Raw genomic sequence first — 20,940 nt, 5'->3', positions numbered from 1 at the left:
AGCACGGTGGGGGATGTGTGCGGCGGAGAGCTCGGGGTGAGGCCCCCGGAAACTAGCGAGCTCGTTACTCGCGGGTCAATAACGGAACGGCCCTATCACGGCCGGGGGTATTGATTCGGCCAGTCGGGGGAATTCACCGCAAGAGCCGAAAATCCGAGCAATCCTCTGCACCGGAACGGCGGTCGAGCTGGTGGAGCACTGGCGTCACACCATCACAAGACCGTCAAAGTGTCCCGGTCATTCATCCGGCACTCACCCCGACGCAACACCCCGTGCGGCCAGCCCGAGCTCTGTAAATTCCGGATGACTTCGGTCCGCTGGCTCGATCGTGGCACACCGGAAACGGTGGCGCGCGTTCCTGTACGAAGCCTGCACCAACCCCGACCCAAGCCTGACAAAAACCTGTCGGCAAGCGTATTACTTCACATGAAACACACGATGGGGAAAATCCTCGTAAACCATTGAAGTAAAGCGGCCGGCCGGAGAGCCTCCGCCCGCCGACCGCCCATGGACACGGATTCAGTGTTCTCAGTCGCTCACCCATGCGCCGGTGCGCAGCCTGAGGTCGCCCGACGAGGCGCCCACCCAGACGGTGCGCCGTCCGGTGCCGAGCGTCCAGCGGTGACGCCGGGCGTCCCACGACGACAGGGTGCGCGCGGCGACCCGCACGGTGACCCGCCGCCGCTCCCCCGCCCGCAGCTCCAGCCGTCGGAACCCGCCCAGCACCCGTACCGCCTGGTCGAGCCGGAGGTCGGGCGAGGGACCGACGTAGACCTGCGGAACCTCGACCCCCGTTCTGCGCCCGGTGTTGCGCACGCTGAACGTCACCTCCAGACCGCCGCGCGTCCAGCGAGCCTGAGCGCCGGAGTAGGCGAAGGAGGTGTACGACAGTCCGTACCCGAAGGGGAAGAGGGGCCGCACACCCTGCGCGTCGTACCAGCGGTAGCCGACGTGGATGCCCTCCGAGTACTCCTCGATGCCGTCGACGCCGGGGTAGCGGCGGGGGTCGCCCGCGACCGGGTGGTGGTCGTCGTCGACCGGGAAGGACTGGGTGAGGCGGCCGCCGGGGTCGCAAAAAACGGCCCGGTGCCGACAAGAACCGAAAACGGAGGGCCACTTCACACCGTGGCCCTCCACCGATCCACCCGCCGGACCTCCACCGTTCCGCGCGTGGCCCTCCACCGCTACAGCGCGTGGCCCTCCACCGCTCAGCGCATGACCCTCCACGGGCCGGCTAGCCGAGCAGGCTTCCCGCCCCGCTCACGACACCCGCCACCGTGGCCGGCACGGCCTTCAGGACGTCGCCGACCGTTCCGGCGAGCGTCGCGACGGGCTCCGGCTGCTCCTGCGGCTCGGCCGGCACGACGGGGGCCGGGTCGCCATGGGAGCCGACCTGCGCGACCCGCGTGCTGTACGGCTCCTGCGGACTCCCGGGCGCCTGCGGCGGAGCCTCCGGATCCGGAGGGGGCGCGGGGAGTTCCGCCCCCTCGCTCTTCTTCGGTCCCGGTGGCGCGGAGTGCGTGGCGCCCGGTGTCACCGGCGCGCCCCCGCCACCCGACGCCAGCTCCCAGCGCTGCCGGAACGATCCGTTACGCCGGGCCACGACCACCTTCGCGCCGTCCACGGCCAGCGCGAGGTCCTTGTCCCAGCGCAGCAGGAGCTCACCGCGGACCGTCAGGTCGTAGGACACCTCACCCGCGTGCACCAGGCAGCCGGAAACCACGAGCCGGTGCGTGCCCGGGTCGGCGGCGAGGCAGAGGCTGGGGTCGAGCGCGCTGCGCAGCAGGCCGTCGTCCCGGTACGACCACTGCTGGGACCCGGCATCCGAACACTTGCCGAGCCGCAGCTCCGCGCCCGGCCGCGGCCGGCCACCGCGCACGTCCAGGCAGAGCCCGGCATCGAGGCTGCGCAGCCTGCCGTGGGCGATCTCGACGGGTTCGCTCGCGGAGGCCGGGGACGGGGAGGTAGCGGCGGACGCCGTCCGGTCGGGGCCGGGCCGGGTGGTGCTGCCACTGGGGGCGCCCCAGGTGGTGGTGCCGGGGTGCGGGACAGCGTTGTCGTCGGACCAGCCCTTGGCCACGAGCACGGTGGCGAGCAGTGCGAGGGAGACCAGGCCGGCGCCCGCCAGCAGGGCCTTGCGCCGGCCGCCCTCGGACACCGTGCGGTGCCGGCCGCCGGACACCGCCGCGGGCTCGGGTTCGGTGCCGGCCGGCCAGGCCTCGACGGCGCCGTGGCCGGGCCGTGAGTCGAGATAGCGACGGGCGCCCCAGCCGAGCACGGTCTCGGCGAGCAGTACCTCCAGGCCGCTGTCGAAATGGCTGAGCTGTTCGGCGGCGTGCCGACAGAACCGGCACACCGTCAGGTGCTTTTGCACATCGGGGAGCAGAGAGCCGCCCCGTCGAATGGGGACGTCGAGGAGACGGTTGTAGAAACGGCATTCCTTCGAAGGCGCGAGTTCCCGGTGGGCGCGCACCAGGCCGACCCGGAATTGTTCACGGGCCTGGTCGAGGGCGGCCGTCGCGGTAGGGGTGTCGACACCCAACAGACCGGCGGGTATGTTTATGGGTTCGGCTTCGGCCTCGGTGTGCCAGAGGAGGCATTGCGAGGCCCCGGGAAGAGCCCAGAAGGCGCGTTCTGCGAGTTGCCGTCTTTCCGGGGTGCCGGGTCTCGCGGCGCTGAGTCCGCGGCCGCCGGTGGTTTTGCGCAGTTCCGGTACGACCACGGAAATGGCTTCGTCGGCCGCCCATGCGCGGACCGTCTCCCGTACGGCCACGAGGAGCTGTGGACGCAGGGCGCCGCCGATCGCGCCGCCGGCCAGCCGGCCGAGCACCCGCTCGAAGGCGGCGCTGGCGACCAGCTGCGCGACGGGAGTGGCAGAGGCGAGGCAGACGACCGCGTAGTCGCAGGTGGCCCGCCAGTGGCGGGTGAGCAGCAGGGCGACGGCATGATGCCTGGCCGCGGGGGTTCCGGTGAGCTGGGCGATGAGATCGCGGTCGGACTCCCCCGGGCTCGAACCGGGACGAGGCGGGTAAGGCGGGCGTGGGGGGTAGGGGGATTGCACTGAACCGTTTCCTTCCGAGCCGCAGGACGGCATGCGAAATGGCGTCCTGACGGAATGCAGTGCCTGATTGGTGCGTACCTTTTGGGACCCATAAGGACCGGACTAACGGCCATGCCGGTCTCTGGACCCTCCCGCGGGGAGGCTCACCTTCGCACACGGGCTCCACAGGAAACAAGAAGTTGGGGTGACCTAGGTTCAAAGTTCTGGAAATTCAGATAAGTTACCGTCGGTATCCACAACGGGATTGGATTCAGCGGGTTCACAGGTTCAACTTGTGCGCGCCACGGCCCCGATGGCACACGAAACCTTCAACTCCCGGGCGACCACGGTCGCCGGCGGCGGAACGCGGCCTTCCACAGTTGTCTCCCACGTTTCTCTCGGCCCGCTCTCATCCCGGTGGGCCAGCATGTGCCGCATGACCGCCCCCCACACCTCCCCCGCCCCCACGTCCCCCCGGTCGGTGCGCAAGGCCGTCGTCCCGGCCGCCGGACTGGGCACCCGGTTCCTGCCCGCCACCAAGGCGACCCCGAAGGAGATGCTGCCGGTCGTCGACAAGCCGGCGATCCAGTACGTCGTCGAGGAGGCCGCCCAGGCCGGGCTCGACGACATCCTCATGGTCACCGGCCGGCACAAGCGGGCCATCGAGGACCACTTCGACCACGCCTTCGAACTGGAGCAGGCGCTGGCCGCCAAGGGCGACACCGTGCGCCTGGACGCCGTACGCGATCCCGCGCGGCTGGCCGACATCCACCACATCCGCCAGGGCGACCCGCTCGGCCTCGGCCACGCGGTGCTGTGCGCCAGGCACCATGTGGGCGACCAGCCGTTCGCCGTGCTCCTCGGCGACGACCTGATCGACGCGCGCGAGACCCTGCTCAGCCGGATGCTGGACGTCCGCGACCGCTTCGAGGGCAGTGTGGTGGCGCTGATGGAGGTCGACCCGTCACAGGTCCACCTCTACGGCTGTGCCGCCGTCGAGCACACCGGCGAGGACGGCGTGGTCCGGGTGACGGGTCTGGTCGAGAAGCCGTCCCCGGAGAGCGCGCCCAGCAACTACGCGGTCATCGGCCGCTATGTCCTCGACCCCGAGGTGTTCGGCGTCCTGGAGCGGACCGCGCCCGGCCGGGGCGGCGAGATCCAGCTCACCGACGCACTCCAGGAACTGGCCGCGGGCGGCGCGGTGCACGGGGTCGTCTTCGACGGACTGCGCTACGACACCGGCGACAAGGCCGACTATCTGCGCACGGTGGTCCGGCTCGCCTGCGAACGCCCGGATCTGGGGCCCGAGTTCACGGCGTGGCTGAAGGAGTTCGTGGCGGGCCTGACAGCCGACGAGACCGCACGGCTCTCCGACCGGGCGGCCTGAGCAAGCCGCCCCAGAGGGGGAAGCCGACGCGCACGGTCCCCGAGGCCGACATCAGTGGCCCCCGCTTCACCGCCGAGGCGATCCTCGCCGTCATCGACGCGGCGGGCATCCGGCCGGCAGCTGATCCGAGGAGACCTCTCCGGCACCTGGGCCCGATCGTTCCGGGCCCAGGTGCTGATGCGGCGGCATGGCGCTACCGTCGTGTGGAGAGCCAGGGGCGTGTCCCTCGGTGCAGCGGGCTTGTTCTCTGATCCGCGTGCCCGGCCCTTCCTTCCTGTCCGGACGTGTTCCCTCCGGTGAAGCTGGAACAAGGAGGCTTCCGATGGCGTCCACCGCACGGCGGCGGAATCTCCCGATGACTTTGACGGGCGTCACGATCGCCGTCACCAGCATGCTCGCCGCGGCCCCACCGGGCGGTACGGCGAGCACCGCCCCCACGGCCGGCAATCAGACGAAACCCACGATCGTCCTCGTGCACGGCGCGTGGGCGGACACGTCGAGCTGGAACGGCGAGGTCACTCTCCTGCGCCGCGCGGGCTACACCGTGCGGGCCATCGGCAATCCGCTGGAGAACCTGACGACCGACGCGCAGACGGTCCAGTACTTCCTCAAGAGCATCAAGGGCCCGATCGTCCTGGTGGGGCACTCCTACGGCGGCTCGGTGATCACCAACGCCGCCCAGGGAGTCGCCAACGTCAAGGCACTCGTCTACGTCGACGCCGCCGTACCGGCGGTCGGGGAGACCACGGCGCAGCTCAGCGGCGCGACGTCGGTCCTGACCAAGGGGAAGCCGGCCGACCTGTACGACGCCGTGCCGTACCCGAACGCACCGTCCAAGGCGTCCGCGCTGTACCTCAAGGAGAACGTGTTCGTCAGCAAGTTCGCGAACGGTCTGCCCCATGACCAGGCGGTCAACCTGTGGGCCACCCAGCGCGCCGCGACCACGGTGGCCTTCAACACCCCGTCCAAGTACCAGGCGTGGAAAACGATCCCCTCCTGGTACTTCATCAGCACCGGCGACCAGATCATCACGCCCAGCTCGGAGAGGATGATGGCGCGCCGCGCGAAGTCCCACGTGACCGTCTACAACGGCGGTTCGCACCTCACGCTCGTGTCGGACCCGGCAGCCGTGACGAAAGTGATCCAGTCGGCGGCCTCGTCCGTGCGATGAGGCGGCGGGCGACCAACGCATCCCGAAACCGGCGCATGCCTCTCGGCCGCGGAATCCGCGCCTGTCCAGGACCGTCCGGTCCGGCCGAGCCCCTCGATTCGGCCGGTCCGGCCGCCCTCACGTAAGGATGAGCAATGAGCACGGTCACCACATCCGACGGCACGATCATCTTCTACAAGGACTGGGGTCCCCGCGACGGCAAGCCCATCGTCTTCCACCACGGATGGCCGCTGAGCTCCGACGACTGGGACAACCAGTTGCTGTACTTCCTGTCCAAGGGGTACCGCGTCATCGCCCATGACCGACGCGGCCACGGCCGTTCGAGCCAGACCGCCACCGGTCACGACATGGACACCTACACGGCCGACGTCATCGCGCTGACCGACGCCCTCGACCTGAAGGACGCGGTGCACATCGGCCACTCCACCGGTGGCGGCGAGGTCGCCCGCTACGTCGCGCGGGCCAAGCCGGGGCGGGTCTCCAAGGCGGTCCTCGTCGCGGCCGTCCCCCCGGTCATGATCAAGAAGGAGAGCAACCCCGAGGGCCTGCCCATCGAGGTGTTCGACGGGTTCCGCACCGCGCTGGCCGCCAACCGCGCCCAGTTCTACATCGACGTGCCGTCGGGGCCGTTCTACAACTTCGACCAGCCCGGGGTCGAGAAGTCGCAGGCCCTGATCGACCGTTGGTGGCTCCAGGGCATGACAGGCGCCGCCAACGCGCACTACGAGTGCATCAAGGCCTTCTCCGAGACCGACTTCACCGAGGACCTCAAGAAGATCGAGGTCCCGGTGCTCGTCTTGCACGGCACGGGCGACCAGGTCGTGCCGTACGCCGACGCCGGCCCGAAGTCCGCCGAGCTGCTCAAGAACGGCCGGCTCAAGAGCTACGACGGTTACCCGCACGGCATGCTGTCGACGCACCCGGACGTCCTCAACCCGGACATCCTCGCCTTCATCGAGGAGTAGCCGGGACTCCGGAGCGGCCTCCCCCAGCAGGCCCGTGGCCGGCCGGCGGGGCGGGCGACGGCGCGGACACGGCGGTACGGCGGGATATCCGCGGGCGGGACGGCCCACTCGGCACCGCTGCCGACCGCATGGCGGACGCCGTCACGCGGTGGCAGCAGCGCTCCAGACCGCCCCGCCCCTGAAGCCGCTCGGGCATCGGCGCCGACGGTCGGACGGCCTGCCGCTCCGCCTCCCGCTCCCGCTCCGCGTACGCGTGCGTCTCCGATCGCTCAGCCGTTGGGGCGCAGTGTCCAGATCACGGTCATCTCACCGGTGACCGCGCCGTCCTCGCGCTGGATGGCGACGGCGACCGGGAACTCGGGGCGCTTGCCCTCGTCGAGTTCGGCGACGACGTCGGCGATCGGGCGGCCCAGGGTGGCGGTCGCCTTGACCGGTCCGAGAGCCACCTTCTTGTAGGCGATCTCGGCGCTCACGGCGAGCGGCACGGCCCGGGAGAGCTGGTCGCCGAAGGCGGCGAGGACGATCGCGCCGCTCGCCGACTCGGCGAGGGTGAACATCGCGCCCGCGTGCGGGCCGCCGATGTGGTTGTGGAAGTCGCCCTGGTCCGGCAGGGACAGCACGGCCCGCTCCGGAGTGGTCTCCAGGTACTCCAGGTTGAGGGTCCGCACCATCGGGACCGTGGCGGCGAGCATCTCGCCGATCGACATCTGGTCTGTGCTCATGGCGGTCATGTTACTCACGGGTAGCAGGGTCTGAACAGTGCCGGTGCGCGGATCGTCGTCATCGTGGCGGCGACCTGGTGTGGACGTTCGCCGGCGCCGAGGAGGTACGGCGTCCCGGGCGGCACTAGGGTTACGGGCCATGTGGCCAGAACAGCAGCCGCCAGGGGGCGAGCAGTACCCGCAGAACAACCCGTATCAGCAACCGGGTTACCAGCAGCCGAACCCGTACCAGCAGCCCGGATACCAGCAGTATCCGCAGCCTGGCGGGTACGGGCAGCAGCCGCAGTGGGGTCCGCCGGGACCGGCCGGCGGGCCGCAGGCACCGCGGGGCGGGGGCGGCGGCAACCGGACGAAACTGGTCGCGATCCTCGCGGCCACGGCCGTCGTCGTGGCGGCCGGGGTGACCGGCTTCCTGGTGCTCGGCGGCGACAAGGACGACAAGGCGGACAACGGGAAGGACCAGCGGGCGACCCAGTCGCCGACACCGTCGCCGACCGTCTCCGCGTCCGCCTCGACGGACGACAACCCGCGCGGTGACGAGACCGAGAAGCCGACGGTCGCGGGCTGGAAGACCGTCGTGAACCCCAAGTGGGGCACGGCCTTCGACGTGCCGGCCGACTGGGAGGTGCTGACCCCCGGTACGTCCATCGGCTTCGAGGACAAGGACGGCAAGCCGATCATCACCATGTCGGGGGCCGCCCAGTACAAGTCGAAGTGGTGCACGAGCGACGACGACAAGGACGGCAGGACCGAGGACACCTCCCTCGCGGCGGTCGGTACCAAGGGCGAGAGCGGCGCGAAGAGCGGCGGTGACGCGGCCGTCCGGGAGGTCCCCTGGTGGGTCTACGGCGGCTACACGCAGCCGGACAAGAAGACCCTCGGATACGACAGGAAGGCCACCGCCTACACCACCGCGTCCGGCCTCAAGGGCGCCTACGCCTGGGCACGTTCGGCGCACACCCCGCAGAAGGGCAAGTGCGCGAGCGACGGCAAGGCGATCACGTTCGGCTTCGAGAACTCGGCCGGCGACCTGGTGTCCTGGGACTTCTACGGCGCCAAGGGCGTCGACGGCGAGGTCCCCACGGCGACGATCATGAAGATCCTCAGCACGGTCCGGCTGCACGGCACCCCGACCGCGAGCTGAACTGATCAGGGGGCTTAAAGCCCACAAAGGGTTTGGCAAGCTGGACCCCCGGCAGGGATAGTCAGGCGGTGACCTCCACCTCCGACGCCCCCGGCACCCCCGCCCGCCTGCGTAGACCCGGCTGGGCAGGCCGCAACTACAGCCTGCTGACCGCGGCGGCGGTCGTGACGAGCCTGGGCGCCAACGGCTCGCTGATCGCCGCCGCGTTCGCGGTCCTGGACGCGGGCGGCGACGGCGGGGACGTCGGCCTGGTGGCCGCCGCGCGGACCCTTCCGCTGGTGCTGTTCCTGCTCATCGGCGGCGCGGTGGCGGACCGGTTCCCCCGCCACCGGGTGATGGTCGCGGCCAACTGCCTCAACTTCCTCTCCCAGGGCACCTTCGCCGTCCTGGTGCTCGCGGGTGACCCCCGGCTGTGGCAGATGATGCTGCTCACGGCGCTGGGCGGCACCGGCCAGGCGTTCTTCAGCCCGGCGGCCGAGGGCATGCTGATGTCCTCGGTGAGCGGGGAGCAGGCGGGCCGCGCCTTCGCCGTGTTCCGGATCGCGATGCAGGGCGCGGCCCTGGGCGGCGCGGCGCTCGGCGGTGCCCTGGTGGCGGCGGTGGGCCCCGGCTGGGTGCTGGCGGTGGACGCGGCCGCGTTCGCCGTCGCCGGCCTACTGCGCTCCTTCCTCGACGTCAGCCATATCCCGCCGCGCGCCCCCGGCGAGGGGATGCTGGCCGACCTCCGGGAGGGCTGGCAGGAGGTCAAAGGGCGCCCCTGGCTGTGGGGCATCGTCGTCCAGTTCTCGATCGCGAACGCGGTGGTGGGCGCCGCCGACGCGGTCTACGGCCCGCTCGTCGCCCGCGACAGCCTGGGTGGACCGGGCCCGTGGGGCCTGGCGCTGGGCGCCTTCGGCGCGGGCACGGTGGCCGGCGCCCTGCTGATGACCCGCTGGAAGCCCCGCCGGCCGCTGTTCGTCGGCACCCTCTGCGTCTTCCCGCTGGCCCTGCCCTCGGCGGCGCTGGCGGTGCCCGTCCCGGTGGGGCTCCTCTACGTGGTGATGTTCGTGTCCGGGACGATGGTCGAGGTCTTCGGCGTCTCCTGGATGACCGTGCTGCACCAGGAGATACCCGAGGACAAGCTCTCCCGGGTCGCGGCGTACGACTGGTTCGGCTCCGTCTCCCTGCTGCCGCTGGCGACCGCGCTGGCGGGCCCCGCGGAGGAAGCCTTCGGCCGGAGTCCGGCGCTGTGGGGCTGCGCGGGCCTGGTCGTCGCCGTCACGGCGGCGGTCCTGCTGGTGCCGGACGTCCGCCACCTCACCCGCCGCACGGTCCCGGTCACCGCACGGCCGACGCCGGCGTCACCCGATGCCGAACGTTCCGCCGGGGGGCTCGGGTGACGGCACCGCGTCCGCGTCCTCGACCGGACCGGCCCCGCCGACGAACCGCCGCAGCGCGGGCCCGTGTTCGACCCGCGCCGGAAAGGCGTCGGCGGCCGTGCGCCGGGCCAGCACGGCGGTGTCGACGAGTCGGTGCGAGGCGATGAGCACCGCGTTCCCGAACCGCCGCCCGCGCAGCACCCCCGGCTCGGCGATGACCGTCAGCTCCTCGAACACGGCCGCGAACGTGGCGAGTTGGGAGCGCAGGAAGTCGAAGGGGGCGGAGTCCGCGAGATTGGCCAGGTAGACCCCGTCGTCCCGCAGCACCCGCTCGGTCTCCCGGGCGTAGCCCAGCGAGGTCAGATGCGCGGGGATCCGGGACCCCCCGAAGACATCGGCGATCAGCACGTCGGCCGAGTCGCCGGGCGCACCCTCCAGCCAGCCCCGGGCGTCGGCGGCGTGCAGGGCGACCCCGGTGCAGTCCGGCAGCGGCAGATGCTCGGTGACCAGGTCCAGCAGCCCCCGGTCGGCGTCCACGACGTCCTGCCGGGACCCCGGCCGGGTCGCCGCCACGTACCGGGGCAGGGTGAGGGCGCCCCCGCCGAGATGCAGCACGTCCAGGGGCGCCCCGGTCTCCGCCACCGCGTCCAGTACGTACCCGAGCCGCCGGGCGTACTCGAACTCCAGATGCGTCGGCGCGTCGAGATCGACGTACGACTGGGGCGCCCCGTCGACGGTCAGCAGCCAGGCCCGGTCCCGGTCGACGTCGGGCATGAGCTTGGCGGTGCCGTGATCGGTGACCCGGACCACGGGTATGGCTTCGTTCACCTCTCCATTGTGCGATGGCCCTGGCTACCCAGGGCGCGGGGCTCCGTCGACAGGTGACTCCGCCGCGCGGGCGCGAGCCGCCCCCACCGGCCCGCAGTCCCCTCGCACCGTGACCTCACTCCACCGAGGTCACGGTCCCCGCCCCCACCGTCCTGCCACCTTCCCGGATGGCGAACCCGAGGCCCGCCTCCAGTGGCACCTCCCGCCCCAGCTCCACGGTCATCTCCACCGTGTCCCCGGGCCGGGCGACCGCCACCTCACCGAGGTCGACGTTCCCGACCACATCGGCCGTACGGATGTAGAACTGCGGGCGGTACCCCGTCGAGACAGGGGTGGTACGACCCCCTTCGCGCCCCGACAGCACATACACCCGCGCCGCGAACCGCCGCGCCGGCACCACACTCCCCGGCGCAGCCACCACGTGCCCGCGCCGCACCGCGTCCCGCGGCACCCCCCGCAACAGCAGCGCCACGTTGTCCCCGGCCTGCGCCTCGTCCATCGGCTTCCCGAAGGTCTCCAGGCCGGTGACGACGGTCTCGACGTCCGCGCCAAGCACCTCGATCCGGTCGCCGCCCCGCACGGTCCCCCGCTCCACGGCACCGGTCACCACGGTCCCGCGCCCGGTGATGGTGAGCACGTTCTCCACCGGCAGCAGGAACGGCGCGTCCAGATACCGCTCCGGCATCGGCACGTACGTGTCCACCGCGTCGAGCAGCGCCTCGATGGAGGCCGTCCATCGCGGGTCCCCCTCCAGGGCCTTGAGCCCGGAGACCCGGACGACGGGCACCGAGTCGCCGCCGTACCCCTGCGCGGTGAGCAGTTCACGGACCTCCAACTCCACAAGGTCGGTGAGTACGGTGTCCTCGCCGTCGTCGACGGCGTCGGCCTTGTTGAGCGCGACCACGATGTGGTCGACGCCCACCTGCCGGGCGAGCAGGACGTGTTCGGCGGTCTGCGGCATGATCCCGTCGAGCGCGGAGACCACGAGGATCGCGCCGTCGAGCTGCGCGGCCCCGGTGACCATGTTCTTGACGTAGTCGGCATGGCCCGGCATGTCCACATGGGCGTAATGCCGGGTGTCGGTCTCGTACTCGACGTGCGCGATGTTGATGGTGATGCCGCGGGCGGCCTCCTCCGGGGCCCGGTCGATGCGGTCGAACGAAACGTATCGGGTGGTGCTGCCGGTGCCGCGCTCGGCGAGGACCTTGGTGATGGCGGCGGTCAGGGTGGTCTTGCCGTGGTCGACGTGGCCCATCGTGCCGATGTTGAGATGCGGTTTGGTGCGGACGTATGCCGTCTTGGGCATGGCTCTACCTCGAAGCCTGAACTGCGGTGAAGCGCCTCGTCAGCGCGAGACGCGGGGACCCCGGAGAACCGCCGACCCTCCCCCTGCGGGGTCCGCCGGACGATCCGGGGAGGGTCAGCTTCGGGCGCCGTCGGCAGCGGCCACGAGAACGGGCACGGCAGCCTTCGGCGCATCCGCGGCTGCGGATGCTGCGAGGAGGAAGGCGTACCGGAACATGACGCAGATCATTGCCGATCCGTCGCCGCACGTCGAACGGTTTTCCGTGGCGCCGGTTTCGCCCAATGGACAGGATCCATACGGCGATCACACATCTGCTTCGGTTAGTGTCACCGAATGCTCGATGCCAACCGCTCTGGCACCGCCACGGCCGTACCCCCGGCCGCCGCCGAGGAGCTGACCATTGCCCTGTCCGGTCCGGTGAGCTTCACCGCGCGCTGCACGAGAGTGCTGGTGTCGCCGTGGACCCGGCTGTCCCTGCTCGTCGCCCTGCTGGCCGCGGCCGCGTCGTCGGTGCTGCTCTTCGAGCCGCAGAAGCTGATGACGCAGGGCTGGCCACCCCAGGTCGAGGGCACCACCGCGGTGGTGATCTTCGCTGTGGCCTACGGCCTGATCACGGTGGCGTTCGTGCCGCGGCCGATCCTGAACCTCGCGGCCGGCGCGCTGTTCGGCTCGGCGCTGGGCATGGGCGCGGCCATGGCGGGCACCCTGCTCGGAGCCTGGATCTCCTTCGCGCTCGGCCGGATGCTCGGGCAGGACGCGTTGCGCCCGCTGCTGCGGGGCCGGCTGCTGAAGGCGGCGGACAACCAGTTCAGCAAGCACGGCTTCCGCTCGATGCTGGCGGTACGGCTGTTCCCCGGCGTCCCGTTCTGGGCCGCGAACTACGCGGCATCCGTCTCCCGGATGCGCTACGCGCCGTTCCTGCTGGCGACGGGGCTGGGCTCGATCCCGAACGTCGCCGCATACGTGGTGGCCGGCGCCCGGGCCTCGACGCCGACCTCCCCGGTCTTCCTGATCTCGGTGGCGGCGATCGTGGTCCCGGCGGTGGCAGGCGCGGTGGTGGCCTGGCGGAAACGCCACCACCTGCGCAGCGCCCCGCAGGGGCGCGAGGAACTGCGCGACCAGCCACGGTGACGCAGCAGCCGCATGACGGCCTGGCGCGGCACCTCGGAAGGCGCCCGCCGCCCTACCGCACCGCTTCCAGAATCATCGCGTTCGCCAGCCCACCCGCCTCGCACATCGTCTGCAGGCCGAAGCGAGCGCCGCGCTCCCGCATGGCATGCACCAGCGTCGTGGTCAGCCGAGTCCCGCTCGCCCCCAGCGGATGCCCCAGCGCGATGGCCCCACCATGCACGTTGACCTTGGCCAGATCCGCCCCGGTCTCCTGCCGCCAGGCCAGCACCACGCTGGAGAACGCCTCGTTCACCTCGAAGAGGTCGATGTCGCCGAGGCTCAGCCCGGCTCTGCGCAGCACCTTCTCCGTCGCCGGGATGACGCCGGTCAGCATCAGCAACGGGTCGGAGCCGGTCACGGCGAACGCGTGCAGGCGTGCCAGCGGCCGCAGCCCGAGTCGCTCGGCGGTCTCGCCGGCCATGATCAGCACGGCGGAGGCGCCGTCGTTGATCGGACTGGCATTGCCCGCCGTGACGCTCCAGTCGATCTCCGGGAAGCGCTCGGCGAACCCGGGGTCGTAGTAGGCGGACTTGAGCCCGGCGAGGATCTCGGCGGTGGTGCCGGGCCGTACGGACTCGTCCCGGCCGACCCCCTCCAGCCCCGCCACCTCGGCGTCGAACAGCCCCGCCTCCCAGGCGGCCGCGGCCTTCTGGTGCGAGGAGACCGCGAAGGCGTCCATCTCCGCCCGGCCGATCGACCACTTCGCCGCGATCAGCTCGGCGCTGATGCCCTGCGGGACCAGGCCCTCCGGATACCGGGCGGCGACGCCGGGACCGAAGGGGTCCTTGCCGGCCGGCACGTTGGACCACATCGGCACCCGGCTCATCGACTCGACACCGCAGGCCACGACGATGTCGTAGGCACCGGACATGACCCCCTGGGCCGCGAAGTGCACGGCCTGCTGGGAGGAGCCGCACTGACGGTCGACGGTGGTCGCGGGGACGGTCTCCGGGAAGCCCGCCGAGAGCACGGCGTACCGGGTGGTGTTCATGGCCTGCTCACCGACCTGGTCGACGGTGCCGCCGATCACGTCGTCGATGAGGGCCGGGTCGACGCCGGAGCGTTCGACGAGGGTGCGCAGGGTGTGGGCGAGGAGCTCGACGGGGTGGACGTGCGCCAGGGACCCGTTCGGCTTGCCCTTCCCGACGGGGGTGCGTACGGCTTCGACGATGACTGCGTCACGCATCGCGGGGACCTCGATTGCCAGTCTCGATTACCGGTGAGTAGGAAAACCGAACTCACCATAACTCCGTGAGTAGGAAAATCCAACCTTCCCCGGAGTGGCGTCTCCCGACCGCGTCCGCACACAGCTGAGGGGCGGACGGTCCGCCGACCGTCCGCCCCTCCTTTCGGCTCTGCGGCGCTACCGCCCCTGCCGGTACACGTCCAGCCGCCCGCACATCCCGTACCGGCCCCGCTCATAGGGCTGTTCGGCCTGTACGACGGCGTCGGCGAGGTGGCCGGCATCGCCCCGTTCGAGGCGGTCGAGCTGCTCCCCCGTGGCCGCGGCGGCCGCCCGGGCGCCGCGCTCCCAGCGGGCCCGCCAGTCGGCGAGCCGGGGCCGTACGAGGGCGGCGGCGGCCCGGTGGAAGGCGGCCAGCGGCTCCGGGCCGGTGGCCTCGCGCAGCGCGCGGTAGCCCTCCAGGGCCAGGTCACGGCGGGCGCGGGCGATCCGCTCCCGCTCGGCCTCCGGCGCGTCCGCCGGGATGGCGGTCACCGAGGCGTACGTCTCCGGGTCGGTCAGGTAGCGCGGCGGCAGCGTCAGCACCGCGTCGCCGGCCTCCGGGAGGCCGCTGTTCTGCATCAGCACGGTGATGCGCAGGTCGTCCTCGTTGACGAGGCGGTGCACGGTGCCCGGCGTGAACCAGGCGACCGTACCGGCTGCGAGAGGCGTGACCTGGTACCCGGAGGCGGTGAGTGTCTGTACCGCACCGCGGCCGCCGGTGACGACGTACCCCTCCGAACAGACCAGGTGCAGATGGGGAGTTCCGCCGCGCACACCGTCGGCGGCGGGCCAGTCGTACACGCACAGGCGCGAGACGGCGACCCCGCCCGGCAACCCCGCGAACCCGGACTCCCCGCCGCTCACCACGGATGCGCCTCCAGGTACTTGGCGATGTCCGCGCGTTCCCAGGCGCCGTTCGCGATCACGACCCGGTAGCGGCGCCGGAGGGTGTCCCCCGGGGCCAGTTCGAGTTCGTCGTGGAAAGCCCAGGAGGGGGCGATGCCGGCGAACGGGTCGTTGCGCACGAACCAGTGCGCCGGGTGGGTGCCGCCCGTACCCGAGTGGTCGTTCTCCGGGGCGTGTTCGAAGACGACGGTGGCATGGCCGTCGGCGCCGTCGTGCTCGCCGGACAGGGCCAGCCAGGACGACTGGGAGCCCATCAGCTCCGGGCCTTCGCCCTCGGGGCCGATGATCCGGCCGTCCCGGAAGGCGCGCGGACCCCGCCAGAACAGGCCGGTGTAGCCCGCCTGTTCGCGTCCTGCGGTGGTCGGGCTGCCGAACCGGAGCGGCTCGCCACGGACGTTGGTGACGGCACTGGACCACGTCAGCGCCCAGGCACCGGATTCGGGGTCGACGTCATGGACCTCGATGCGCCGCCGCTCCCGCGCCCACAGCGTCCCGTCGTACGGATGCCAGGTCAGCCGCTCCGCGACGACCAGCCGGCCGTCCACCGAGGACAGCTCGTCGAAGCCGACGTGCCGCATCGAGCCGACGCGCTCCGGGAGGACGAGGTAACCCTCGCCGTGGACATAGGAGTTGCCGCCCCACAGGTTCGCGCCGGACAGGTGCGAGGCGGTCAGGGAGAGGCCCTTGTGCCAGCGGTGGTCGTTGGGCCGGTAGTCGGTGACGACGTCCCCGGCGAGGGTGCGGATCGGGTGCAGATAGGGCTTGGGCGCCTCCCAGGCCGCCTCGGGCCGGTAGACGTACGCGAAGAGCCGCACCCCGGTGACCGGCTCGGTCACGCTGATCCGGTCGCCGTGGGTGTGCGTGATCCGCAGTTCGCCGCTCACGCGGACACCTCCTCGCGCTCACCCGGCGCCCAGCCCGGAGCGCCTCCGTGCAGGGCCGTGTAATAAGGATCACCGGGACCGATCTCGCCCGCACCTACGGTCGTGTCGGTGAACGCCGACTTGTACAGCGCGGTGATCAGCTCCAGGCTGGTGCGCCCGTCGGCGCCGCTGCTGCGCGGCCGCTCCCCCGCGCGCATGCTGGCGACCAGCTCGCGCAGCTGGGCCAGGTGCGAGCTGGGCACGTCCGGGCCGAAGTCCTGCCAGGCCGCCGCCTCGCCGGCGGGGACGCCCGGGGCCGGGGTGATGCGCCAGTTCTCGTTGGAGTGGCCGTAGAGGTGGGTCAGTTCGACGGTGGCGCGCTCGCAGTCGATGCGGATACGGCTGACCTCGTCAGGGCTCAGCACGCTGTTGACGACGGTCGCCAGGGCGCCGTTCGCGAACCGGACCAGGGCGGTGGAGACGTCCTCGGTCTCCACGTCGTGCACCAGCCGGCCCGCCATGCCCCGCACCTCGCTCCACGGCCCGAGCAGGTCGAGCAGAAGGTCCATCTGGTGGATGCCGTGGCCCATCGCCGGGCCGCCGCCCTCGGTCGCCCAGCGGCCGCGCCAGGGCACGGCGTAGTAAGCGGTGTCCCGGTACCAGGTGGTCTGGCAGTGGGCCACCAGCGGACGCCCCAGCGCCCCCTCCGCCAGCAGCCGGCGCACATGGGTGGCGGCGGAGCCGAACCGGTGCTGGAAGACGATCGACGCGTACGGCCCGCCGTCGGTGCCCTCCTCCGCCTCGACCGCGTCGAAGTCGGCGAGCGACGGCACCGGCGGCTTCTCGCACCACACCCAGGCGCCCGCCCGCAGCGCCGCCACCGTCTGGTCCCGGTGCAGGGTCGGCGGGGTGCCGATGGTGACCAGGTCGGGCCGTTGCTCGGCGAGCATCCGGTCCAGGTCGGTGTAGGCGTGCGGGATGCCGGCCTCGGCGCGGAACGCCTCGACGGCCGTGGCATCGATGTCAACGGCGGCGACGACCTCGGTCTCACCCTCCGCGGCCAGCTGGGCGAGCGCGGGCAGGTGCGAGCCGCGCCCGATGGCACCGGCGCCGACGACGGCGGCCCGGATGCGGCGTCCGGCGAAGGGGGCCGGGGAAAGGGGCGTGCGGGGCATGGACGTGATCAGCACTCCTCGGGGGGTGGGGACGGCGATGGGCGCGAACCGTCGCCCGACGTGCAGTGCGCCGCACACGCACCCCGATGTGCGGGAGCAAGCGCTTTCTCCTGGGGAAACGTAAGCGGCGGTGCCCAGGCCGGTCAACACCCCCCGCGCTCGTGTCCACCCGCCGAACCCCTGTGTCCGGGCCGTCATCGTGGCCCGCTACGCTGCCGTTGCACACGCATGATCACGCGCGCCCGCGCGTCCGCCAGCCTCTCTCTCACCCCTGGGACGCCGTACCTTCATGTCTTGGTTCGAATCGCTGATCCTCGGACTCGTCCAGGGGCTGACCGAGTTCCTGCCCGTCTCCTCCAGTGCGCATCTGCGGCTGACCGCGGCCTTCTCCGGGTGGAAGGACCCAGGTGCGGCCTTCACGGCGATCACCCAGATCGGCACGGAGACCGCGGTGCTGATCTACTTCCGCAAGGACATCGGGCGGATCGTCTCTGCCTGGTTCCGGTCGCTGTTCGACAAGACGATGCGACGCGACCACGACGCCAAGATGGGCTGGCTGGTGATCGTCGGCTCGATCCCGATCGGCCTGCTGGGTGTGACACTCAAGGACCAGATCGAGGGTCCGTTCCGCGATCTGCGGATCACGGCGACCATGCTCATCGTCGTCGGCATCGTCATCGGCGTCGCCGACCGGCTGGCCGCCCGCGACGAGACGGGCGGCCGGCACCGGGCGCCGAAGCAGCGCAAGACGCTGGAGAACCTGAGCGTGAAGGACGGCCTGATCTACGGTCTCTGCCAGGCCTGCGCCCTGATCCCGGGCGTCTCCCGCTCCGGCGCCACCATCAGCGGCGGCCTGTTCATGGGCTACAAGCGCGAGGCGGCGGCCCGCTACTCCTTCCTGCTCGCCATCCCGGCAGTGCTGGCCTCCGGCGCCTTCGAGGTCAAGGACTCGGTGAGCGAGGGCCACGTGGCCTGGGGCCCGACCCTGTTCGCGACCGTGATCGCCTTCGCGTCCGGATATGCGGTCATCGCCTGGTTCATGAAGTGGATCTCCAACAAGAGCTTCATGCCGTTCGTCTGGTACCGCATCGCCCTCGGCATCGTGATCATCGCCCTGGTCTCGGCGGACGTGCTGAGCCCGCACGCGGCGGAGTCGGCGGGCTAGTACCTCAGGCGGTACGCCAGACGGTGCGTCAGGCGGCCGGAGTGCCCTGGTGGAAGTACATCCGCCAGCCGGTCTCCGTCAGCCGCCACAGGGAGCTGCGCCAGACGCGGCGCCCCTGGTGGTCCGCGAAGTACGTCAGGTGGACGACGCCGGGTGCGAGCAGGGTCCCGGACATCTCGCTCACCTGGACCGGCGACTCCGCGGACACCGAACCTCCGCTGGTCACCGTGAGGATCGACACCGCGTCCCAGCGGCGCCCGGACGCCCCGATCTCGGTGAACTCCGGGTCGAGAAGCTCCAGGACGAGGTCCGGGGAGGCACGCACCTCGGGGTCGAGAAGCCGCAACTCCCCGTCGATGGCCGCCTGTACCGCGTGCTCGTCCCGGTCCGTCATGCGGGCAGGCTACGGCCTCGCCCCGCCCCGGCACAGCGGATATCGCGCTCGGGATCAGCCGAGCTCGAGCAGAAGACGACGCTCTGAGTGCCCCTCCGGCAGAGGACGACGGCGTGAGCGCTGGTGGAGGATGACTACGGCGTGAGCGCGGGGGCGGTCGTTCGTGGTGTGGGAGCGGCTGGGCGGCTTATCTCGGCCAACCCCCAACGCCCGCCGTTCGCCCGGGCTTCGAGGGCGTCGTACCGGCTCCGGTGAGGGCGAAGGCCAGGGCAGGGGCGTACCGCCGTATCCGCGTCGCGACCACCCACCCGGCAAATGCCAAGGCTCGGCGCCCCGCCCGCCGTTCCGCCCGTGACCAACCCCATACGGTCTGCGTAGCCGCCTGGTAGCGCACGGTCAGTTCTTGCCCCTACGCTGTTCGGTATGTCCCCCGATTCCCGAACCCCTGGTTCCGCGCGGTCTGCTGCCGAGGTCAACGAGCACATCCGGGCGCTGTGGCTGCGTGCGGGCGGAACGCTGTCGGCCCAGGAGCGGTCGGAGTACGAGCTGTTGGTGGTCGAGTGGGCCGAGGCGATCCGCGGGCGGATCATCGAGGCGGCCTGACCCGGCGCCGGGTTTCAGCGCCCGCCGGAGATCCGCAGCACCGTGCCCGTCGCGTAGGAGGCCTCCGGTGACAGCAGCCAGGCGATGGCGGCGGCGATCTCCTCCGGTCGGCCGGCCCGCCCCAACGGCACTGCGGCGCCGATCCGCCGGGCCCGTCCGGGGTCGCCCATCGCCGCGTGCATGTCGGTGTCGACGGCTCCGGGCGCGACCGCGTTGACCCGCACCCCGTCCGGTCCGAGTTCCTTGGCGAGGCCCACCGTCAGGGCGTCCACGGCCGCCTTCGTCGCCGCGTAGTGCACGTACTCGCCAGGGCTGCCGAGCGTGGCCGCCGCCGAGGACACGTTCACGATCGCCCCGTTCCCGCGCTCCGCCATCAGCCGGGCGGCCCGCCGTGAACACAGCAGCGTACCCAGCAGATTGACCTCGACGACCCGCCGCAGATCGGCGCTGTCCACGTCCGTGAGCCGCCCCAGCGGCCCGGTCACGGCGGCGTTGTTGACCAGCCCGGTGACGGCACCCAGTTCCCGTTCCGCCGTGTCGAACAGCCGCTCGACGTCTGCCTCCACGGCCGTGTCCACCGCTACGACGACACAACGCACCCCCCTCTTACGCACCCCCTCGGCGACCGTCTCGGCGGCGCCCGCGTCCCGGACGTAGCCGATCACGACGTCATGCCCATCAGCCGCGAGCCGCAGGCAGGTCGCGGCGCCGATACCGCGGCTCCCACCGGTGACGACGGTGACGGGACGTGTCATACGAGCCTCCTGAGACCGACCGGGCGATGATCTTACGGCCGAAGACAGGCGAGCGCCCGCTCGCCCACCGGGCACGGCCACACTCCGGGCAGCCGTCCTCGTGTGCCCCCAGGGACGACCGAGGATTTCGCCGAACTCGCGTTCTTGTCGGACTCACTGATCGCACACGTGACCGAGGTCGGGGCCGGGCCGGCTCGAACAACGACGAATATCACCCGCATATGGCCCACACCTCTTGGCTGTGCTCGCCCCGTACCCAACACTGAGCCGATGACGCAGCGCGTGGAGCTCGCGACCGTGATGGACCGGCTGGCCGTGGACGGACTGGTCACCGACTACGCGGTGGCCGTCGACGACGGGGACTGGACGGCGTACCGGAGACTGTTCACCGCGGACGGGCGGGCCGACTACCGGTCGGCCGGCGGGATCGAGGGGGATGCCGGGCAGGTGGCCGGGTGGCTCTCGGAGAGCCTGACCCTGTTCTCGATGCGGCAGCATCTGATCGTCAACCGCCAGGTGCGGTTCGGGATCCTGGAGCAGGACGCCGGGGACACCGCCCACCTCCAGGCCGACTACATCAACCCCATGCGGTTCGCCGGTGCCGAAGGCGCCTCCACCGCCCCGGACTTCGTGTGCGGCGGCCGCTACGCCTTCGCGTTCCTGCGCACCCGGGAGGGCTGGCGGCTGCGCCAGGTGGTCGTCGAGGAGAAGTGGCGCAGGATGAGCGACCAGCGCGCGGCGGCCGTACCGGACTGAGCCCGCG

20 protein-coding genes are annotated in these 20,940 nt (G+C 71.5%); 9 read left to right on the top strand and 11 right to left on the bottom strand.

Annotated elements, in window-relative coordinates; translation table 11 throughout:
* Positions 1 to 528 precede the first annotated feature (528 nt).
* Positions 529 to 1,122 (bottom strand): fibronectin type III-like domain-contianing protein, encoded by a 594-nt coding sequence (locus AB0N16_RS37990; RefSeq protein WP_365804971.1) that lies wholly within the window; start codon positions 1,120 to 1,122, stop codon positions 529 to 531.
* 112 nt (positions 1,123 to 1,234) lie between these two features.
* Complete coding sequence (locus AB0N16_RS37985; RefSeq protein WP_365804969.1) at positions 1,235 to 3,061, bottom strand: RICIN domain-containing protein; 1,827 nt, start codon at positions 3,059 to 3,061, stop codon at positions 1,235 to 1,237.
* Positions 3,062 to 3,476: 415 nt separating this feature from the next.
* Here AB0N16_RS37985 and galU point away from each other — a divergent pair, with 415 nt between their 5' ends.
* The 3 genes from galU to AB0N16_RS37970 all read left to right on the top strand — a co-directional run bounded on the left by galU (position 3,477) and on the right by AB0N16_RS37970 (position 6,563).
* Complete coding sequence (galU, locus tag AB0N16_RS37980; RefSeq protein WP_365804967.1) at positions 3,477 to 4,427, top strand: UTP--glucose-1-phosphate uridylyltransferase GalU; 951 nt, start codon at positions 3,477 to 3,479, stop codon at positions 4,425 to 4,427.
* 322 nt (positions 4,428 to 4,749) lie between these two features.
* The gene (locus tag AB0N16_RS37975; RefSeq protein WP_365804965.1) at positions 4,750 to 5,598 is read left to right on the top strand and encodes an alpha/beta hydrolase; all 849 of its coding nucleotides are present in this window, start codon (positions 4,750 to 4,752) and stop codon (positions 5,596 to 5,598) included.
* 134 nt (positions 5,599 to 5,732) lie between these two features.
* Entirely contained in the window at positions 5,733 to 6,563 is an 831-nt protein-coding gene (locus tag AB0N16_RS37970) for an alpha/beta hydrolase (protein ID WP_365804963.1), read from the top strand.
* Positions 6,564 to 6,832: 269 nt separating this feature from the next.
* Here the strand turns inward: AB0N16_RS37970 and AB0N16_RS37965 are convergent, their stop codons facing one another.
* Positions 6,833 to 7,270 (bottom strand): DUF4442 domain-containing protein, encoded by a 438-nt coding sequence (locus AB0N16_RS37965; RefSeq protein WP_362576482.1) that lies wholly within the window; start codon positions 7,268 to 7,270, stop codon positions 6,833 to 6,835.
* A gap of 154 nt (positions 7,271 to 7,424) precedes the next feature.
* On the opposite strand from AB0N16_RS37965, the gene AB0N16_RS37960 reads away from it, so the two are divergent.
* Both AB0N16_RS37960 and AB0N16_RS37955 read left to right on the top strand, forming a co-directional pair.
* A complete protein-coding gene (locus tag AB0N16_RS37960) occupies positions 7,425 to 8,429 on the top strand; it encodes a hypothetical protein (RefSeq protein WP_365804961.1) in 1,005 nt (334 codons plus the stop codon).
* A gap of 68 nt (positions 8,430 to 8,497) precedes the next feature.
* Entirely contained in the window at positions 8,498 to 9,808 is a 1,311-nt protein-coding gene (locus AB0N16_RS37955; protein ID WP_365804959.1) for an MFS transporter, read from the top strand.
* Here the strand turns inward: AB0N16_RS37955 and AB0N16_RS37950 are convergent.
* Together AB0N16_RS37950 and tuf are read right to left on the bottom strand one after the other, a co-directional pair.
* Positions 9,770 to 10,615, bottom strand: coding sequence for a fused MFS/spermidine synthase (locus tag AB0N16_RS37950; protein ID WP_365804957.1), 846 nt, complete (start codon positions 10,613 to 10,615; stop codon positions 9,770 to 9,772). The two genes, AB0N16_RS37955 and AB0N16_RS37950, sit on opposite strands and share 39 nt — an antisense overlap.
* Positions 10,616 to 10,730: 115 nt before the next feature.
* Complete coding sequence (gene tuf / locus AB0N16_RS37945) at positions 10,731 to 11,921, bottom strand: elongation factor Tu (protein WP_365804955.1); 1,191 nt, start codon at positions 11,919 to 11,921, stop codon at positions 10,731 to 10,733.
* A 333-nt stretch (positions 11,922 to 12,254) separates the two neighbouring features.
* Here tuf and AB0N16_RS37940 point away from each other — a divergent pair, with 333 nt between their 5' ends.
* Positions 12,255 to 13,052, top strand: coding sequence for a TVP38/TMEM64 family protein (locus AB0N16_RS37940; RefSeq protein ID WP_365804953.1), 798 nt, complete (start codon positions 12,255 to 12,257; stop codon positions 13,050 to 13,052).
* Positions 13,053 to 13,104: 52 nt separating this feature from the next.
* Here AB0N16_RS37940 and AB0N16_RS37935 read toward each other — a convergent pair whose 3' ends face one another.
* The 4 genes from AB0N16_RS37935 to AB0N16_RS37920 form a co-directional block, all read right to left on the bottom strand.
* Entirely contained in the window at positions 13,105 to 14,277 is a 1,173-nt protein-coding gene (locus AB0N16_RS37935) for a thiolase family protein (RefSeq protein WP_365804951.1), read from the bottom strand.
* Between the two features lie 177 nt (positions 14,278 to 14,454).
* Positions 14,455 to 15,183, bottom strand: a complete 729-nt coding sequence (locus tag AB0N16_RS37930; protein ID WP_365804949.1) for a cupin — start codon at positions 15,181 to 15,183, stop codon at positions 14,455 to 14,457.
* Positions 15,177 to 16,106 carry a PmoA family protein gene (locus AB0N16_RS37925; RefSeq protein WP_365804947.1) on the bottom strand — a complete coding sequence of 310 codons (930 nt, stop codon included), beginning with the start codon at positions 16,104 to 16,106 and terminating at the stop codon, positions 15,177 to 15,179. The genes AB0N16_RS37930 and AB0N16_RS37925 overlap by 7 nt, the downstream gene beginning before the upstream one ends.
* A complete protein-coding gene (locus tag AB0N16_RS37920; protein WP_365804945.1) occupies positions 16,103 to 17,260 on the bottom strand; it encodes a Gfo/Idh/MocA family oxidoreductase in 1,158 nt (385 codons plus the stop codon). The genes AB0N16_RS37925 and AB0N16_RS37920 overlap by 4 nt, the downstream gene beginning before the upstream one ends.
* Before the next feature lie 289 nt (positions 17,261 to 17,549).
* On the opposite strand from AB0N16_RS37920, the gene AB0N16_RS37915 reads away from it, so the two are divergent.
* Positions 17,550 to 18,425: an undecaprenyl-diphosphate phosphatase gene (locus AB0N16_RS37915; RefSeq protein WP_365804943.1), complete on the top strand. Its 876-nt coding sequence runs from the start codon at positions 17,550 to 17,552 to the stop codon at positions 18,423 to 18,425.
* Positions 18,426 to 18,453: 28 nt separating this feature from the next.
* On the opposite strand, the gene AB0N16_RS37910 is transcribed toward AB0N16_RS37915, so the two are convergent.
* Positions 18,454 to 18,819: a DUF4440 domain-containing protein gene (locus tag AB0N16_RS37910; protein WP_365804941.1), complete on the bottom strand. Its 366-nt coding sequence runs from the start codon at positions 18,817 to 18,819 to the stop codon at positions 18,454 to 18,456.
* A 423-nt stretch (positions 18,820 to 19,242) separates the two neighbouring features.
* Between AB0N16_RS37910 and AB0N16_RS37905 the strand changes: the two genes are divergently transcribed.
* On the top strand, positions 19,243 to 19,422 hold the full coding sequence (locus tag AB0N16_RS37905; protein WP_046727191.1) for a hypothetical protein: 180 nt from the start codon (positions 19,243 to 19,245) through the stop codon (positions 19,420 to 19,422).
* Positions 19,423 to 19,436: 14 nt separating this feature from the next.
* On the opposite strand, the gene AB0N16_RS37900 is transcribed toward AB0N16_RS37905, so the two are convergent.
* Positions 19,437 to 20,177 (bottom strand): SDR family oxidoreductase, encoded by a 741-nt coding sequence (locus tag AB0N16_RS37900; RefSeq protein WP_365804939.1) that lies wholly within the window; start codon positions 20,175 to 20,177, stop codon positions 19,437 to 19,439.
* Between the two features lie 270 nt (positions 20,178 to 20,447).
* Between AB0N16_RS37900 and AB0N16_RS37895 the strand changes: the two genes are divergently transcribed.
* Positions 20,448 to 20,933 (top strand): nuclear transport factor 2 family protein, encoded by a 486-nt coding sequence (locus tag AB0N16_RS37895; protein WP_365804937.1) that lies wholly within the window; start codon positions 20,448 to 20,450, stop codon positions 20,931 to 20,933.
* The last annotated feature ends 7 nt before the right edge of the window (positions 20,934 to 20,940 follow it).

The organism is Streptomyces sp. NPDC051105 (assembly GCF_040682795.1).
Lineage (GTDB): Bacteria > Actinomycetota > Actinomycetes > Streptomycetales > Streptomycetaceae > Streptomyces.
This window is presented reverse-complemented; position numbering and strand designations above follow the sequence as displayed.

Coding starts and splice junctions, on each gene's coding strand:
- AB0N16_RS37920 (WP_365804945.1), bottom strand. CDS start 17,260: ATGCCCCGCACGCCCCTTTCCCCGGCCCCCTTCGCCGGACGCCGCATC.
- tuf (WP_365804955.1), bottom strand. CDS start 11,921: ATGCCCAAGACGGCATACGTCCGCACCAAACCGCATCTCAACATCGGC.
- AB0N16_RS37970 (WP_365804963.1), top strand. CDS start 5,733: ATGAGCACGGTCACCACATCCGACGGCACGATCATCTTCTACAAGGAC.
- AB0N16_RS37975 (WP_365804965.1), top strand. CDS start 4,750: ATGGCGTCCACCGCACGGCGGCGGAATCTCCCGATGACTTTGACGGGC.
- AB0N16_RS37940 (WP_365804953.1), top strand. CDS start 12,255: ATGCTCGATGCCAACCGCTCTGGCACCGCCACGGCCGTACCCCCGGCC.
- AB0N16_RS37900 (WP_365804939.1), bottom strand. CDS start 20,177: ATGACACGTCCCGTCACCGTCGTCACCGGTGGGAGCCGCGGTATCGGC.
- AB0N16_RS37960 (WP_365804961.1), top strand. CDS start 7,425: ATGTGGCCAGAACAGCAGCCGCCAGGGGGCGAGCAGTACCCGCAGAAC.
- AB0N16_RS37935 (WP_365804951.1), bottom strand. CDS start 14,277: ATGCGTGACGCAGTCATCGTCGAAGCCGTACGCACCCCCGTCGGGAAG.
- galU (WP_365804967.1), top strand. CDS start 3,477: ATGACCGCCCCCCACACCTCCCCCGCCCCCACGTCCCCCCGGTCGGTG.
- AB0N16_RS37905 (WP_046727191.1), top strand. CDS start 19,243: ATGTCCCCCGATTCCCGAACCCCTGGTTCCGCGCGGTCTGCTGCCGAG.
- AB0N16_RS37895 (WP_365804937.1), top strand. CDS start 20,448: ATGACGCAGCGCGTGGAGCTCGCGACCGTGATGGACCGGCTGGCCGTG.
- AB0N16_RS37910 (WP_365804941.1), bottom strand. CDS start 18,819: ATGACGGACCGGGACGAGCACGCGGTACAGGCGGCCATCGACGGGGAG.
- AB0N16_RS37965 (WP_362576482.1), bottom strand. CDS start 7,270: ATGTCGATCGGCGAGATGCTCGCCGCCACGGTCCCGATGGTGCGGACC.
- AB0N16_RS37915 (WP_365804943.1), top strand. CDS start 17,550: ATGTCTTGGTTCGAATCGCTGATCCTCGGACTCGTCCAGGGGCTGACC.